Below are 15353 nucleotides of genomic sequence, written 5' to 3'. Positions count from 1 at the left end.
TGCGCTACTCGCCGGACGGCGCGTAGAGCACCCCGGTCACCTTCGGGTTCAGCAGCGAGCCGATCCCGACCAGGCCGAGCAGGCCCACCGCCACGCCGGCCACCTGCATGGCGCCGCCGTTCTGCCACATGAAGTACGCCACCGGCAGGCAGATCGAGTTGGTCAGCACGGCCGGGCTGCGCCCCCACCGGCGCGCCTTGAGCAGCGCACGCCCCGCCAGTAGCGGGAGCGCCCCCATCAGCAACAGGATCACTCCGCCGAGCTCACTCCGGCCGAGCGCCGGGGAGTCCCAGAAGAAGCCGGCCACGATGTCGTAGAGACCCCAGCCGGCCAGGGCCGCGCCCTGCAGCGCGGTGATCGCGGCGCCGACGAGCAGCGCGGTGGGCCGGGCAGGGCTGGGGGTGATGGATTCTGCGGTCACTCCAGCAGGGTAGCCGCAGGGCCCGGAGCACCGACCCGTAGGCTGAGCGCCATGCGCGCTCTCCTGGTCGTGAACCCGAAGGCGACCACCACGAGTGGACGCACCCGCGACGTGCTCACCCACGCCCTGCGCAGCGATCTCGCCCTTGAGGTCGCCCACACCGAGTACCGCGGCCACGCCCGCGACCTGGCCCAGGACGCCGCCGAGCGCGGGCTCGACCTGGTGGTCTCGCTCGGCGGCGACGGCACCGTGAACGAGATCGTCAACGGCCTGCTCGCGCACGGCCCGTCCGATCGGGTGCCCCGGCTGGCCGTGGTCCCCGGCGGCTCGACCAATGTGTTCGCCCGCACCCTCGGTCTGCCGAACGACCCGGTGGAGGCGACCGGCGCACTCCTGGACGCGTTGGAGCACCGGCGTGAGCGGGCGGTCAGCCTGGGCAAGGCGATGACCGAGGGCCTGCCGGACCGCTGGTTCACCTTCACCGCCGGACTGGGCTTCGACGCCGGTGTGGTGGGCCGGGTGGAGGCCCAGCGGAGGGCCGGGCGGAAGTCGACCCACGGGCTCTACGTGAGCCAGGCGCTGCGGCACTACCTCACGGAGCGTGAGCACCGCAGAAACGGCCCCATCACGCTGGAGCTGAACGGCCAGGAATCCGTGCCGGGACTGGTGCTGGCGATAATCTCCAACACCTCGCCGTGGACGTTCCTGGGCAACCGGCCGGTCTTTCCCTCCCCTTCGGCGTCCTTCGACCGGGACCTCGACATCTTCGGCATCACTCGAATGACCGCGTTCGGCACGGCTCGAACGGTGCGTCAGATTCTGCGCTCGCACACGCCTGCGGACGGCGCCGCAGGGCCGGTCGGCCCTACGGGCAAGCACCTCGTCTCCTATCACGACGTCCGACACTTCACCTTGGTTTCACAGGAACCGGCCCCGTTTCAGGTCGACGGGGACCACCTTGGAGACAGGAGTCGCGTCAGTTTCACAGGCGTTCGGCGGGCACTGCGTGTGATTGTGTGACCAGAAGGGGCCCTTGCCCTTCTTCTCGAACGCACAAGCCCCCTTCACCCCATAGAAGTACGGGCTGTGAGCTAGGCGACACCGAAGAATCAAAAATTCCTAGCCGAAGGGGGTTGTATCCGAGCCCGAGGTTTGCGAACCTCTACATGGCGATCGGGACACGTCGCAGCGGGACATACCGCGACAGTTCCCTTGATCCGCCCGAACCCCACTTCTGCACAGACCACCCGGGCCTCATGGGCCTTTGGTCCCTTTTGCTGTTGCGGGATTCGTGAAAGCGTTCACATTCACAAGCCACCATCGATTGCGTCGGCCGGGCCACAGCCTGCCGACCGGAGGAGTTGGACGAACATGGACTGGCGCCACCGCGCTGTCTGTCGCGAAGAGGACCCGGAGCTGTTCTTCCCGATCGGGAACACCGGTCCTGCTCTGCTGCAGATCGAGGAAGCCAAGGCCGTGTGCCGCCGCTGCCCCGTCATGGAGCAGTGCCTGCAGTGGGCACTGGAGACCGGCCAGGACGCCGGCGTCTGGGGCGGCATGAGCGAGGACGAGCGTCGTGCGATGAAGCGCCGCGCCGCCCGCAACCGGGCCCGCACCGCCTGACAATCCGTCAGCACCGCCTGATCAACCCATGATCAAGGGCTTGGCCGCAAGTTCGGCCGAGCCTTCCGCGGCACGGACACTTGCTAGTGTTCACTGAGAGCAATATCGTGGAGCTGTGGCGCTCACCGTGTGCAACACGTGAGGCGAGCGCCGTGCAACACCAAAGAGCCCCCGTTCCGGCCGACTCCCCCCGACGGCCGGAACGGGTTGAGAGGCCCTGTCGACCCACCCCCCCGGTCGACAGGGCCTCGTTGCCTTCTCCGCCGCCCGTGCCTTAGGGGACGGGGATCTCCAGCACCACCTTGGTGCCGCCCTCCGGGTTGGCCACCATGTCGAAGCTGCCGCCGAGCTCGTTGGTGGCCAGGGTCCGGACGATCTGCAGGCCGAGGTTGCCCGCCGTCTGCGGGTCGAAGCCCTCCGGCATGCCCCGGCCGTTGTCCTGCACCGTGATCAGCAGGTACTCCTCCGGCTTGGTGCCGCCGTTCCAGCTCTCCGACCAGCCCGTCCCGGTGGCCGGGGCCCGCCCGCGCAGCGCGCTGACCTCGACGCTGCCGCCGTCCTTCGGGTCGAAGGCGTGCTCCAGCGCGTTCTGCAGCACCTCGGTCAGCACCATCGCCAGCGGGGTGGCCACCTCGGCCGACAGGATGCCGAAGCTGCCGGTCCGCCGGGTGGCGACCTTGCCGTCCTGGGAGAGCTCCATCACCATCGCCAGCACCCGGTCCGCGATCTCGTCGAAGGCGACCTGCTCGTCCAGGGTCTGCGAGAGGGTCTCGTGCACGATCGCGATCGAGCCGACCCGGCGGACCGCCTCGTCCAGTGCGGCCCGGCCGGCCGGCGAGTCCATCCGGCGGGCCTGCAGCCGCAGCAGCGCGGCCACCGTCTGCAGGTTGTTCTTCACCCGGTGGTGGATCTCCCGGATGGTGGCGTCCTTGGTCATCAACTCACGGTCACGACGCCGGAGTTCGGTGACGTCCCGGGCCAGCACCAGCGAACCGGTCAGGGTGCCCTTGGGCTTCAGCGGGATCGCCCGCAGCGTGACCACCCCGCCCTGCGCCTCCACCTCGGTCTGCCGGGGCGCCCAGCCGCTGGCCAGCTTCACCAGCGCCTCGTGCACCGCACCGCGCGCCGGGGGCGCCAACTCGGCCGTGGTCTGGCCGAGGTGACTGCCCACCAGATCCGTGGTCAGGCCGATCCGGTGGTACGCCGACAGCGCGTTCGGGCTGGCGTAGGTGACCACGCCTTCCGCGTCGAGCCTGATCAGCCCGTCGCCGACCCGGGGCGCGGCGTCCATGTCGGTCTGCTCGACCCCGTGGTACGGGAACGTTCCTGCGGCGATCATCTGGGCCAGGTCCGAGGCGCTCTGCAGGTAGGTGAGCTCCAGCCGGCTCGGGGTCCGGACGGTGAGCAGGTTGGTGTTCCTGGCGATCACGCCGAGCACCTTGCCCTCGCGCCGGACCGGGATCGACTCGACCCGGACCGGCACCTCCTCGCGCCACTCCGGGTCGCCCTCCCGGACGATCCGCCCCTCGTCGTAGGCCGCGTCCAGCAGCGGCCGGCGGCCCCGGGGCACCAGGTGGCCGACCATGTCGTCCTGGTACGACGTAGGCCCCGTATTGGGCCGCATCTGGGCCACCGAGACGTATCTGATGCCGTCCCAGGTGGGGATCCACAGCACCAGGTCGGCGAAGGAGAGGTCGGAGAGCAGCTGCCACTCCGACACCAGCATGTGCAGCCACTCCACATCGGCACCGGTCAGGGTGGTGTGGCGGCGGACGAGTTCGTTCAGCGAGGGCACAGGGCGAGCGTATCCGGACCGGGCCCCGGGCGGCTTCTCCACTGTGGACCAGACCAATCTCGGGAGCTCTCTGGACAAGCCGGATTGGTCTAGTCCACAATGAAAGAGCACCAAGGAGCCGCCCCCCGCGCAACTGCCCTGACCGCGCGAGGCAGCTCCTCGGTCGGACGCCCCGTACCCCGTTGGCCCCGCACAGCTGACGGCCGGTGGAGGCGCCCGACGACAGCTCCGGGCTGCGGTGCCGCACAGGTTGAGGGTCCTGTGTCGGCGCCGTGGCCCGTAGTGCTTTCCGGGTCGCCCCCGGGGCACCGGGCCGTCCGCGACCGGCTTGCGACCGACATCCGCACTCCCCTCACCCGATCCCCACCCGATGCACAGATCGGGCCGCCCGGAGGCGGCCCGGCCCCGGGTCGCCTGTGGATATCCCTTGCTTGGGCCATTGGTCTAGTCCAAAATGATCGTCGGCCCACGCCCCGGCGGAAACGCCCGCACACGGCCCGCACAGCCGCCGCCGGTCATCGGATGAGGGGGACGCCATGTCAGGGAGGACGTCGGCCGCGGGGCGCTCGGGAGGACCGGCCGACGAGCCGTGCCCGTTCGGCTCCCGGGTGCAGGGATTCCGCAAGCGGGCCGGCCTGAGCCAGGAACTGGCCGCGTTACGGGCCGGCATCAGCACCAGGGCACTGCGCGACATCGAACGCGGCCGGGTCCAGCGGCCCCAGCCCCGCACCCTCCAGCGACTGGCCGCCGCACTCGGCCTGACCGGCGGCGAGCTGGCCGAACTGCTGGCCGCCGCCCGCACCGGCCCGGCGCGCAGCCCCGGCCGGCCCCGCCTGCTGATCCTCGGCCCGCTCTCGCTCCAGCGCGGCCGGACCCCCGTCCCGGTCACCAGCCCGATGCTGCGCCGCCTGCTCGGCCTGCTGGCCCTCAAGCACCCCGAGCCCTCCACCCAGCAGGAGATCACCGAGACGCTCTGGCCGTCCGGTCCGCCCAGCTCGCACCAGAGCCTGATCCACACCTACGTCAGCCAGCTCCGGCAGCTGCTGGAGCCGGTCGGCGCCCGGGCCGTCCCGCCGCCGACCGTGGTCCGGACCCCCACCGGCTACCGGCTGGAGGCGGCCCGGAACCAGATCGACCTCGGCCACTTCGACGAGCTGCTGTCCCAGGCCAGGCGGGTGCAGCGGGCACCCGACCCGGGGCCCGCGTACGAAGCGCTGACGCAGGCCCTGCAGTGGTGGCGCGGCCCGGTGCTCGCGGACGCGGACCCGGTGCTGCGCCAGCACCCGGCCGCGGTGGCGGCCAACGAGCGGCGGGTCACGGCGGTGCTGCTGCACGCCGACGCGGCGCTGCGGCTGGGCCGGCCCGAGGAGGCCGTCCCGGTGCTGTGGGACCTGGTGAACACCGAGCCGCTGCACGAGGGCCTGCACGCCCGGCTGATCCTCGCCCTCGCCAGCTGCGGGGAGCAGGCCGCCGCGCTCAAGGTGTTCAGCCGGCTGCGCGACCGGCTCGACGAGGAGTTGGGCATCGCGCCCAACGCGGAGGTCCGCGACGCCCACCTGCGGGTGCTGCGGCAGCAACTCCCCCTCGCCCAGGGCCCGGACCGGCCCGCCCCGCCCGACCCGGGCCCGCCGCCCGACCGCCCCGCGCCGCCCGGACGGACGGCGCTCCCCGAGCCGCTCCCGGCCCAGCTGCCCGCCCTGGCCGGTGCCCACATCGGGCGGCGGCGGCAGCTGCGCGAGCTGGACGCCCTGGTCTCGACCGACCCGGCCCGGCGCTCGCGGGTGATGGCGGTGGTCGGCCCGCCCGGGGTCGGCAAGACCGCCCTCGCCACCCACTGGGCGCACGCCCGGCGCGAACACTTCGGGGACGGGCAGCTCTTCGTCGACCTGCGCGGCCACTCCCCGCTGCCGACCCTGCGCCCCGGCGACGTGCTGGCCCAGTTCCTCCGGGCCCTGGGCGCTCCGCCGGACCAGCTGCCCGCCGACGAGGACGAGGCCGCGGCGCTCTACCGCACCCTGCTCGCCGACAAACAGATGCTGATCCTGCTGGACAACGCGCGCGACGCCGAGCAGGTCAGACCGCTCATCCCGGGCGCCCCGGGGTGCGCCGTGGTGATCACCAGCCGGAGCCAGCTCGCCGGGCTGGTCGCCAGCGACGGCGCGTGCCAGCTCGGCCTGGACGTGCTCGATCCGGACGAGGCCCGCCAACTGCTGGGCCGCACCATCGGCGAGAGCCGGGTGGTGGCCGAGGAGGAGGCGGCCCGCAGGCTGGTCCGGCTGTGCGGCGGCCTGCCGCTGGCGATCCGGATCGCCGGGGCCAACCTGCTCGCCCGCAACGTCCGGATCGGCGACCTCTGCACCGAGCTGGCGGGGGGCGACATGCTCAGCCGGCTGCACATCGAGGGCGACCGGCGCTCGACCGTGCGGGCCGCCTTCGACCTCTCCTACCGCGCGCTCCCGGCACCGGCCCAGCGGATGTTCCGCCTGCTCAGCCTGATGCCGGGCCCGGACGTCACCGAGGCCGGCGCCGCCGTGCTGGCGGACTCGGACCCGGCCGAATCGGCGCTGCTGCTGGCGCGTCTGACGGATGCCCACCTGGTGCAGGAGCGGGCGGGCGACCGGTACGGACTGCACGACCTGCTGCGCTCGTACGCCCGTGAGCTGGTCAGCCGGGAGGAGGCGCACGCCGCCAGGCAGCGGCTCTTCGACTGGTACCTCCACCACACCGACGCGGCGGCCCGGCTGCTCTACCCGGCCGAGTCGGCCGCCGCGCCGGCCGGCCGGGCCCCCGCCTCGGCCGCGCCGGTCTTCGCCGACCACGGCCAGGCGGCGAAGTGGCTGGACAGCGAGCGGGAGAACCTGGCCGGCGCCGTGCTCCAGGCGTCCGGCGCCGGCTTCACCGCCGTCGCCTGGCGGCTGGCGGAGAGCCTGCACAGCTACCTCTCGGTGGGGATGTACACCGGCGACTGCCTCAAGGTCGCGACCGCCAGCCTGTTCGCCGCCGTCGCCGACGGCGAACTGCGGGCCCAGGCCGCCGCCCAGCTGCGCCGGGCCGAATGCCACTGGGTGCTGGCGAACAGCACCCAGGCGCTGGAGCTGTTCGCCAGCGGGCTCGAACTCGCCCGGCAGGCCGAGTGGCTCGACGGACAGGCGCTGGCGCTGCGCCGGATCGGCGCCGTGCACCAGGAGAACGGTGCGCTCCGGCCCGCCTACGACCACCTCTCCCGGGCCGGCGGGCTCGCCCGGCCCGGGAGCGGCTCGGAGAGCGGGGACGACGTGGTCAACCTGGGGCTGATCTGCTGGAAGCTCGGGCGGCTGCCCGAGGCCGCCGAGCACTTCACCCGCGCGGGCCGGCTCTTCCGCGAGCTCGACTCCCCCTGCGGGGAAGCGGTCTCGCACACCCACCTCGGGATCGTCCAGCGCGCACTGGGCCGGCCCAAGGACGCGATCCGGGTGCTCGGCGAGACCCTGCCGGTCCACCTGAAGAACGGCAACCGGCTCAGCGAGGCGATGGCGCTGAGCTGCCTCTCCGGCGCGTACACCGACCTGGGCGACCACTCCACCGGGTCGGTGCTGGCCCACACCGCGCTCGCCGCCGCGCAGGCACTGCACAACCGGGGGCTGGAGGCCGACGCCCACCTCGTCCTCGGTGCCGCGCAGGAGCGCGCGGGCGATCCGGCCGCTGCGGCCGGCAGCTACCGGGAGGCGCTCCACCTGGCCGAGGTGGTGAACGACCGCTTCCCGCTCGCCGCCGCGCTGGTCGGGCTCGCGACCGTCCAGGCCGGGCCGGAGCCGCAGGCCGCCCTGCGGACCGCGGAGCGCGCCGTCCTGCTCGCCCGCGAGGCCGGGTTCCGGATGCTGGAGGGCTGCGCGCTCAACGTGCTGGCCTGCGTGCGGCTGCGGCTGGGCGAGACCGGGACCGCCCTGGAGACCGGGCGGGACGCACTGGTCCTGCACCGCGGGACCGGGCACCGGCCGGGCGAGGCGCGCAGCCAACTGGCGCTCGGCCGGGTGCAGTCGGCGCTCGGCGCGCCGGACCAGGCGGTCACGCACTGGCGCGAGGCGCTGCGGCTCTCCCGGGGGACGGCAGGATTCCGGCTCCGCTGAACGGCGGCCGGTCGCGGCCGTCCTTCCGGCGGCAGGACAACTGCTCCGGCAGTCGTCCCGGTTCTGCCGGTTCCCGGGGGCCGGCCGCCGGGCACCGGCAGGGCCGCAGGTCAGCGGCGGTGGGCCGGGCCCGGGACGGCCTCCCGGCGGACTTCCGGTCCTCTGGTCCGACTGCAGGGGCCCGAACAGACCGTCTCCGTACGGTGGATGGCACGGCGAGGCCGCCCCCGTGCCGTCCTGAGGCGACACCTTGCCACGCGCACGGTGTCCGTCACCACCACCCGTACGGGGCGGGCTCCTCTCCTTCTGTCATGCCACATCATCCGGACGATCAGAATGAGGTGACGATGGAATTCGCGGCCCAGACCCTACGTCAGGAAGCCCGGCGGGCCGCCGGGGTGGACGATTTCGTGGTGGCGTTCTACGAACGCACCATCGGACGTGCCGACTTCAGTCCGTCCGGGATCGCCGAGGAGCTGGGCGTCCCGCAGCAGCGCGCCGAGCAGGCCGCCGACCTGCTGCGCGAACTGCGCCTGGCCAAGCCGGCCGACGGCGGCGCGGACCGGCTGGTCGCGGTCAGCCCGGAGGCCGCCCAGATGGAGTTACTGGTCCCCCTGGAACGGGAGATCCTCGACAGCCGTCGCCGACTCGCGGACTTCCAGGGACAGTTGAACTCCTTCACGGCCGCGTTCGAGAAGCAGGCCAGGACCAGGGCCGAACCGGTGGTGATCACCGACGACTGGGAGGAGATCGAGCTGCGGCTGCTGGAGGCCACCCAGGGCTGCACCACCGAGGTCCTGGTGATGCAGCCGTGCGTGGCCCAGGAGACCCCCGAGTTACGCCTGGCCCGCCCGCTGGTCCTGGACGCGCTGCGGCGCGGCGTACCGGGCCGGATCCTCTACCCCCACACCGCCCGAGGCGACTCCGACACCCGGGCGCACATCGGCGAACTGCTGCCCGCGGGCGGGCAGGTGCGCACCACCAAGGAGGTGCGCGACCGGTTCCTGGTCTTCGACCGGAAGACCGCCTTCTTCCCGGCCGGTGACGGCGACGCGATCGCCGTCGTCTACGAGGGCGCGGTCGCGGCCTTCCTGGCCGGACTGCACGCCCGGGTCTGGGAGTCCGGGTTCGACTTCGACTCCGGTGCGGCCGGCTACGCCGGGACGCTGGAGGACCTGAAGGCCACCCTGCTCGACCTGCTGGCCTCCGGCGCCAAGGACGAGGTAATCGCCCGTCGGGTGGGCATGTCCGAGCGGACCTTCCGCCGCCATGTGGCCACGATCATGCAGGAGTTGTCGGCCACCAGCCGCTTCCAGGCCGGTGTCCTGGCCGCGCAGGGCGGCCTGGTCGAGCTGGATCTGAGGAGCGCCGCATGAGCCGGTTCGAGAACCTCGCCTACACCTCGGCGGTGCGCCAGGTGCAGGAGGAGATGGGCAGCGCCAAGGCGGCCGGGCGCCTCCTGCAGGCACCCGGCGGGGCGGCCGATCCGCTGACCTCGGCGGCGGCCGACTTCATCAGCGGCCTCGACGGCTTCCTGTTCGCCAGCGTGAGCGAGAGCGGCTGGCCGTACATCCAGTTCCGGGGCGGGCCGGCCGGGTTCGTCCACGTCCTGGACCCGCACACCCTCGGCTACCTGGACGTCCGGGGCAACCGGCAGTACATCACCGCGGGCAACGTGCGCGCCGACGACCGGGTCGCGCTGTTCTTCCTCGACCAGGCCAGACAGACCCGGCTCAAGCTGCTCGGCCGCGCCACCGCCGTACCGGTCGGCTCGGACCCCGCGCTCGCCCGGCGGCTGGACTCCCCGCGCACCGAGGGCACGGTCGAACAGCTCGTCACCATCCGGGTCGAGGGCTACGCCTGGAACTGCCCCAACCACATCACCCCGCGCTTCAGCCAGGCGGAGCTCTCCGAGGCGCTGGCCCCGGTGCACGAGCGGATCGCCCGGCTGGAACAGGAGAACGCCGCCCTGCGGGCGGAACTCGCCGGGTCGCACTGACCGGATTCGGCAGCCGGTTTCGGGCGTTGAGAACCCCGCTCGGGATTCCTTACCTTGGATTCAGTAAAGAGCCCCCGAAGGGAACGGAGACATCGCGCGATGGTCAGCGATGTGATCGATCGAAACGACCGGTTCCGGGGAATCCTGGACCGCCTCGCCACCAAGTCGATCGACGACTACTACAACCCGTACCGGCTGTTCGAGTGGCCGGACCGACTCCCCGAGGACATGTGGTGGATGAGCCCCGAGCTCACCACCACGTACGGGACGGAATGGGCCGAGAAGCTCACTCCGGAACAGCTGCACCGGCTTTCCAAGCACGAGAGCATCAATTTCTACAGCCTCAATGTGCACGGAATCCGGGAACTGCTCATCGAGGTGGTCGGCCGGATCCACACCGCCGGGTTCGAGACCCCGTCGGAGTTCTTCCACCACTTCATCGGTGAGGAGAACGAGCACATGTGGTTCTTCGCCGAATTCTGCCTCCGCTACGGCGGGAAGATCTACCGCCAGCCGGCCGGCGCGGAGACGGCCGGCACCGGGGCGGACGGCACCGGGGCGGACGGCACCTCGGCCAAGATCCAGAGCCTGCTGGTGTTCGCCCGGATCCTGATCTTCGAGGAGCTGGTCGACCACTTCAACTCGCAGATGGCCGAGGACGTCCGGCTGCACGAGACCATCCGCGGCATCAACCGGATCCACCACCAGGACGAGTCCCGGCACATCGCCTTCGGCCGCGAGCTGGTCGACCTGCTGCACCGGGACCTGAAGGAGACCGCCAGTGAGGAGGAGCTGGCGTACATCTCCACCTACCTGCGCCGGTACCTGAAGCACAGCTTCGACTCGCTCTACCACCCGCAGGTCTACCGCGACGCCGGGCTGGAGAACCCGCACGAGCTGCGCCGGGCCCTGCTGGACTCGCCCGCCCGGGCCGAGGCCGAGCAGCGCACCTTCCGCAAGACCGTCAGGTACCTGGAGAAGACGGGACTGGTCCGATGAACCGGCTGACCGGGAGCGACGGCGCGCCCGCGCTCGCCATCCTCGGACCGCAGGCCACCCGGCTGGTCCGGGAGCTCGACCGGGTCTTCGCCGACTGGGGCCTGGCGGCCGGCGCCGAGGAGATCAGCGCCCCGCCGCTGTTCCCGGTGACCGACCTGGAGAAGTTCGACGTCTACACCAACTTCCCCCAGCTCGCCTGGGTGGCGGGCTCGCTCGACCTGACGGGCGATCAGTTCAAGCCGGTGGAGGGCAGGTTCGGCCCCGGCGCGGTCGCCGAGGCCAGGTACGGGCTGCCGCACGCCACCTGTTACGGCGCGTACCTCTTCCACGAGGGCGACCAGGTCGGCGACCGGACCCTGGTCACCCTGGTCAACCGCTGCTTCCGGAACGAGGACCACTACGGCGGGCTGCGCCGCCTGGCCAGCTTCCAGATGCGCGAGATCGTCGCCCTCGGCAGCTACGAGCACACCCAGGAGGTGCTGGCCGGCTTCACCGGGCGGATCCAGTCCTTCGCCGCCGCGCTCGGGATCGGGCTGGAGAAGGTCCCGGCCGCCGACCCGTTCTTCCGCAACGACAGCGGCCGCGCCCTGCTGCAGAAGATCAGCCCGGTCAAGTACGAGTTCCAGTACGGCGACCTGGCGATCGCCTCGGTCAACACCCACCGCAACTTCTTCGGCGAGCGGTGCGCCATCCGGCTGGAGTCCGGCGAGCACGCCTACACCTCCTGTGTGGCGTTCGGGCTGGAGCGCTGGCTCGCCGTCCTGACCGAGCACTTCGGCGCGGACCTCGACGCCGCGCTGGCCGCGGTCCGGGCCGCCGCCGACCCGTCGTGACCCAACCCCGGATCGGCGTCGACCTGGTGCCGCTCTCCCGGGTCCGCGAGCTGCTGGAGCCCGGCCGCGGTCCGGTGCTCGGACGGTTCCTCTCCGCCGCGGAGCTGACCGCCTCCCGGACCCCGGACGGCGCCCCCGACCAGGCCGGGATCGCCGGTCGGCTGGCCGCCAAGGAGGCCGTCTTCAAGCTCCTCGGCGCGGTCGGACGGACGGTCCCCTGGCAGGGCATCGAGGTCCTGCGCGGCCCCGGCGGCCGCCCCGGGGTCCGGCTCTCCGGCGGCGCGGCCGAGCTGGCCCGGGAGGCCGGGCTCGGCCCGATCGACGTCAGCATCAGCCACGACGGCGGCTTCGCCATCGCCGTCGCGGCCGCCACCACTTCGCTAGCCCCCAACTCTGAAGGGATCGCCATGAGTTCCGCAGGTATCGACAAGGTCAGGGACTGGATCCTCGGCCGCCACCCCGACCGCACCGAGCTCGCCGCCGACGTCGACCTGATCGAGAGCCGGCTGGTCGACTCGCTCGCCTTCGTCGAGCTCGTCTACACGATCGAGGACGCCGCGGGCGTCGAGATCGACTTCGACAACATCGACATCGAGGACTTCCAGACCCTCACCACCATCGAGAAGGCGTTCTTCGCCTGATCCCGAGGAGGGATCTTCACCATGGATGCAGTCTCGTACACCGCACAGTGGATGGCCGCCGCCCGCTCCCAGGAGTCCGAGCGCGAGGACGCGCTCTTCGTCGACCCGCTGGCCAAGGACCTGGCCGCGCCCAGGGGCTTCGAGCTGATCGAGCGCTACGCCGGCGGCGGCCTGCTGCCGTTCATCTCCATCCGGACCCGGTTCCTGGACGACGCCATCCGGGACGTCCTGGCCGAGAGCGGCATCCAGCAGGTGGTGCTGATCGCCGCGGGCATGGACACCCGCGCGTTCCGGCTCGACTGGCCGGAGGGCACCGAGGTCTACGAGGTCGACCACGCCCTGCTGATCGCCGAGAAGCGCCGCCGGCTCGACGCCCTCGGGGCCGAGCCCCGCACCGACCGGCGCGAGGTCTCCGCCGACCTCACCGGGGACTGGCTGCCGACGCTGGAGGCGGCCGGCTTCGACCGCGAGCGCCCGACCCTCTGGGTCGCCGAGGCGCTGACCTTCTTCCTCACCGAGGAGCAGGCCGCCGGGCTGCTGCAGCTGCTCGCCTCCGCCTCGGCCCCCGGCAGCCACCTGGCCTTCGACATCCTCGGACGCGCCCTGCTGCGCAGCCCGTTCTCGAAGCCCTTCCTCGACACCCTGGCCGCCGACGGCACGCCGTGGATCTTCGGCTCCGACGAGCCGGAGGAGTTCCTGACCGCGAACGGCTGGAAGACCACCGACCTGCGCGAGCCCGGCCAGCCGGGCGCCGGCGAGGGCCGCTGGCCGTACGAGGTCCAGCCCAGGAACCGCCGCGGCGCCAACCGGCTGTGGCTGATCCGCGCCGAGATCGCGACGGCCTGATGGGCCGTCCGACCGCGGACCGCCTGGTCACGCTGGAGCGGATCGAGTCGTACCTGCCCGAACGCAGCGTACGGATCGAGGAGTTGGGCGAGCGGCTGGGCCTGCGCCGGGCCGAGCTGGGCGTGTTCCGCAAGTTCTACGGCCTGGACACGCTCCGCTACGACCCCGAGCTCCCGCTGCTGGACCTGCTGCGGCCCGCCGCCCGCGGCGCCCTGGCCGCCCTCCCCGAGGGCGGCCGGGTGGACTTCCTGGCCTACGCCCACGTCACCCAGGCCGTGGCACCGGCCGACGTGGACATCGCCCGGGTGGTCGGCGACGACCTCGGCCTGACCGGCACCGAGGCGTTCGGCCTCAGCCACCAGGCCTGCGTCAGCAGCCTGGGCGCGATCGAGGTGCTCGGCGAGCTGCTCCGGGCGGAGGGCAGCGAGGGCGGGTACGCCCTGATGGTCACCGGCGAGCAGGCGTACTCGCCGATCGTCCAGCACGTCCCCAACACCTCGATCATGGCCGACGCCGCCGCCTCCTGCCTGCTCACCCTGGACGGCGACGGCGACGTGGTCCGGTCCTTCGCCAACCGGACCCTGGGCGAGTACGCCCAGTGGCTGGAGCTGACCGCCGAGCAGAACACCGCCTTCGGCGAGCAGTACGGCAGCCGGATCGCCGAGGTGATCCACCAGGCGGTGGCGGAGGCCGGGCTGACGTTCGACCAGATCGACCTGGTGATCCCGCACAACGTCAACAAGCTGGCCTGGCGGCAGACCATCAAGGAGCTGGAGGTGGCGCCGGAGAAGGTCTTCCTGGACAACGTCCCGCGCTACAGCCACACCTTCGCCTCCGACGTCTTCGTCAACTACACCACCCTGCGGGACTCGGGGCGCCTGCTGGACGGTGCGCACTACCTGCTGGTCTCGGTCGGCCTGGGCGCCACCTTCGGCGCGATGGTGATCACCCACCGGGCGGCCGGGGGTGCCCGATGAACCGTCAGGACGTGCTGCTGGTGATCGAGAAGGCGCTCGGCGAGGTGCTGGAGCGGCCGGTCGACGGGCTCACCGAGGAGACCGCGCTCTTCGACGAGCTGCAGCTGGACTCGCTGTCCGTGCTGGGGCTGCTGATGACCGTCGAGGAGGCCACCGGGATCTCGGTCGACCCGGAGCAGCTCGACATCGACCACCTGCGGACCGTGCGGTCCTTCGCCGACTACGTCGAGGCCGCACTCCGCGAAGGAGAGGGGCCGTCATGACCGGACTCGCCGTCCGGGCCGCCGCTGCGGTGCGCTCGCCGCAGGGCCGGGGGCCGGGCGACACCCGGGCCGCGCTCGACTACTTCCGCGACCTGCTCACCCCGTTCGGGGAGAAGCCGGACGAGGAGCTGCTGAGCCGGGGCCCGCACGTCCACCACCGCGACCTGGCGGACCTGCTGGTCGCCGACGAAGGCGTCGGCCGGAGCCGGCCCGAGCTGCTGATCGTCACCCACGCCCTGCCGGACGTGGTGCCGTTCACCGCCGTCGCGCCGTACCTGGTCGACCGCCTCGGCGGCGGGGCGACCAACTTCGCGATCGCCCAGCAGGGCCTGGCCGCGCCCTTCACCGCGCTGCGGATCGCCTCGGCGTACCACCGCGCGGGACGGGCCGCGGAGGTGGTGCTGGCGGTGCTGGAGCAGACCACGCTGCCGACCGCCTTCCCGCTGGTGCAGGAGACCCCGCTGATCGACTCGGCGGCGGCGCTGGTCCTCGGCGCCGCCGACGGGGACGGCCTCCGGTTCGTCCGGGCGCACTCGGCCGGTTCGGCGGTGGAGGCCCTGAACGTGGACACCCTCGGCAGTGAACTCGGGGCGGACGGCACACTACTGGTGCTCGGCCCCTGGGTCACCGACGACCTCCCGGACCGCACCCCGGTGCACCGGGTGGCGCCCGGCAGCTACTGCACCAGCCTCTGGCTGGCGCTGGCCGAGCACTGGCAGGAGTGGCAGCAGGCCCACCGGCGGATCGTGCTCTGCGACACCGACCCGCGCACCGGGCGGAGCCACGTGGCGGTGTTCGCCACCTGACAGGCCCCGGGGCCGGGCCGGACGTCGCGTCCGGCCCGGCCCCG

At 72.4% G+C, this 15353-nt stretch carries 14 protein-coding genes; 12 read left to right on the top strand and 2 right to left on the bottom strand.

Going from position 1 to position 15353, the window contains the following annotated elements; all coding sequences use genetic code 11:
* Nucleotides 1–4 precede the first annotated feature (4 nt).
* Nucleotides 5–421, bottom strand: a complete 417-nt coding sequence (locus ABT118_RS12175; RefSeq protein WP_350662283.1) for a hypothetical protein — start codon at nucleotides 419–421, stop codon at nucleotides 5–7.
* 51 nt (nucleotides 422–472) lie between these two features.
* Between ABT118_RS12175 and ABT118_RS12170 the strand changes: the two genes are divergently transcribed.
* Complete coding sequence (locus ABT118_RS12170; RefSeq protein WP_350662265.1) at nucleotides 473–1441, top strand: diacylglycerol/lipid kinase family protein; 969 nt, start codon at nucleotides 473–475, stop codon at nucleotides 1439–1441.
* A gap of 351 nt (nucleotides 1442–1792) precedes the next feature.
* The gene (locus ABT118_RS12165) at nucleotides 1793–2044 is read left to right on the top strand and encodes a WhiB family transcriptional regulator (RefSeq protein ID WP_014138019.1); all 252 of its coding nucleotides are present in this window, start codon (nucleotides 1793–1795) and stop codon (nucleotides 2042–2044) included.
* 274 nt (nucleotides 2045–2318) lie between these two features.
* Here the strand turns inward: ABT118_RS12165 and ABT118_RS12160 are convergent, their stop codons facing one another.
* Nucleotides 2319–3830 (bottom strand): sensor histidine kinase, encoded by a 1512-nt coding sequence (locus ABT118_RS12160; protein ID WP_350665248.1) that lies wholly within the window; start codon nucleotides 3828–3830, stop codon nucleotides 2319–2321.
* Nucleotides 3831–4375: 545 nt separating this feature from the next.
* On the opposite strand from ABT118_RS12160, the gene ABT118_RS12155 reads away from it, so the two are divergent.
* The 10 genes from ABT118_RS12155 (at nucleotide 4376) to ABT118_RS12110 (ending at nucleotide 15309) form a co-directional block, all read left to right on the top strand.
* The gene (locus tag ABT118_RS12155) at nucleotides 4376–7945 is read left to right on the top strand and encodes a BTAD domain-containing putative transcriptional regulator (protein WP_350662215.1); all 3570 of its coding nucleotides are present in this window, start codon (nucleotides 4376–4378) and stop codon (nucleotides 7943–7945) included.
* Between the two features lie 347 nt (nucleotides 7946–8292).
* Nucleotides 8293–9321 (top strand): LuxR C-terminal-related transcriptional regulator, encoded by a 1029-nt coding sequence (locus ABT118_RS12150; RefSeq protein ID WP_350665237.1) that lies wholly within the window; start codon nucleotides 8293–8295, stop codon nucleotides 9319–9321.
* Nucleotides 9318–9944 carry a pyridoxamine 5'-phosphate oxidase family protein gene (locus ABT118_RS12145; protein ID WP_350662197.1) on the top strand — a complete coding sequence of 209 codons (627 nt, stop codon included), beginning with the start codon at nucleotides 9318–9320 and terminating at the stop codon, nucleotides 9942–9944. Before ABT118_RS12150 ends, ABT118_RS12145 begins: the two co-directional genes overlap by 4 nt.
* A gap of 99 nt (nucleotides 9945–10043) precedes the next feature.
* The gene (locus tag ABT118_RS12140; protein WP_350662174.1) at nucleotides 10044–10943 is read left to right on the top strand and encodes a diiron oxygenase; all 900 of its coding nucleotides are present in this window, start codon (nucleotides 10044–10046) and stop codon (nucleotides 10941–10943) included.
* Entirely contained in the window at nucleotides 10940–11776 is an 837-nt protein-coding gene (locus tag ABT118_RS12135; protein WP_350662152.1) for a class-II aminoacyl-tRNA synthetase family protein, read from the top strand. The genes ABT118_RS12140 and ABT118_RS12135 overlap by 4 nt, the downstream gene beginning before the upstream one ends.
* Nucleotides 11773–12417, top strand: a complete 645-nt coding sequence (locus ABT118_RS12130) for a 4'-phosphopantetheinyl transferase superfamily protein (RefSeq protein ID WP_350662144.1) — start codon at nucleotides 11773–11775, stop codon at nucleotides 12415–12417. Before ABT118_RS12135 ends, ABT118_RS12130 begins: the two co-directional genes overlap by 4 nt.
* Before the next feature lie 21 nt (nucleotides 12418–12438).
* Nucleotides 12439–13263 (top strand): class I SAM-dependent methyltransferase, encoded by an 825-nt coding sequence (locus tag ABT118_RS12125; protein WP_350662116.1) that lies wholly within the window; start codon nucleotides 12439–12441, stop codon nucleotides 13261–13263.
* Nucleotides 13263–14240 (top strand): 3-oxoacyl-[acyl-carrier-protein] synthase III C-terminal domain-containing protein, encoded by a 978-nt coding sequence (locus tag ABT118_RS12120; RefSeq protein ID WP_350662103.1) that lies wholly within the window; start codon nucleotides 13263–13265, stop codon nucleotides 14238–14240. The genes ABT118_RS12125 and ABT118_RS12120 overlap by 1 nt, the downstream gene beginning before the upstream one ends.
* A complete protein-coding gene (locus ABT118_RS12115; protein ID WP_350662078.1) occupies nucleotides 14237–14503 on the top strand; it encodes an acyl carrier protein in 267 nt (88 codons plus the stop codon). Before ABT118_RS12120 ends, ABT118_RS12115 begins: the two co-directional genes overlap by 4 nt.
* Nucleotides 14500–15309, top strand: coding sequence for a hypothetical protein (locus tag ABT118_RS12110; protein WP_350662056.1), 810 nt, complete (start codon nucleotides 14500–14502; stop codon nucleotides 15307–15309). The genes ABT118_RS12115 and ABT118_RS12110 overlap by 4 nt, the downstream gene beginning before the upstream one ends.
* Nucleotides 15310–15353: the final 44 nt, after the last annotated feature.

Origin of the sequence: Kitasatospora sp. NPDC002040 (genome assembly GCF_040296785.1) — a bacterium.
Classification (GTDB): domain Bacteria; phylum Actinomycetota; class Actinomycetes; order Streptomycetales; family Streptomycetaceae; genus Kitasatospora.
The sequence above is the reverse complement of the archived record's forward strand: the minus strand, read 5'-3'. Positions and strand labels throughout refer to the sequence as shown.

Excerpts from the sequence above, each read along its gene's own strand:
- ABT118_RS12155 (WP_350662215.1), top strand. The coding sequence starts at position 4,376 with ATGTCAGGGAGGACGTCGGCCGCGGGGCGCTCGGGAGGACCGGCCGAC.
- ABT118_RS12150 (WP_350665237.1), top strand. The coding sequence starts at position 8,293 with ATGGAATTCGCGGCCCAGACCCTACGTCAGGAAGCCCGGCGGGCCGCC.
- ABT118_RS12110 (WP_350662056.1), top strand. The coding sequence starts at position 14,500 with ATGACCGGACTCGCCGTCCGGGCCGCCGCTGCGGTGCGCTCGCCGCAG.
- ABT118_RS12120 (WP_350662103.1), top strand. The coding sequence starts at position 13,263 with ATGGGCCGTCCGACCGCGGACCGCCTGGTCACGCTGGAGCGGATCGAG.
- ABT118_RS12135 (WP_350662152.1), top strand. The coding sequence starts at position 10,940 with ATGAACCGGCTGACCGGGAGCGACGGCGCGCCCGCGCTCGCCATCCTC.
- ABT118_RS12145 (WP_350662197.1), top strand. The coding sequence starts at position 9,318 with ATGAGCCGGTTCGAGAACCTCGCCTACACCTCGGCGGTGCGCCAGGTG.
- ABT118_RS12115 (WP_350662078.1), top strand. The coding sequence starts at position 14,237 with ATGAACCGTCAGGACGTGCTGCTGGTGATCGAGAAGGCGCTCGGCGAG.
- ABT118_RS12140 (WP_350662174.1), top strand. The coding sequence starts at position 10,044 with ATGGTCAGCGATGTGATCGATCGAAACGACCGGTTCCGGGGAATCCTG.
- ABT118_RS12170 (WP_350662265.1), top strand. The coding sequence starts at position 473 with ATGCGCGCTCTCCTGGTCGTGAACCCGAAGGCGACCACCACGAGTGGA.
- ABT118_RS12165 (WP_014138019.1), top strand. The coding sequence starts at position 1,793 with ATGGACTGGCGCCACCGCGCTGTCTGTCGCGAAGAGGACCCGGAGCTG.
- ABT118_RS12125 (WP_350662116.1), top strand. The coding sequence starts at position 12,439 with ATGGATGCAGTCTCGTACACCGCACAGTGGATGGCCGCCGCCCGCTCC.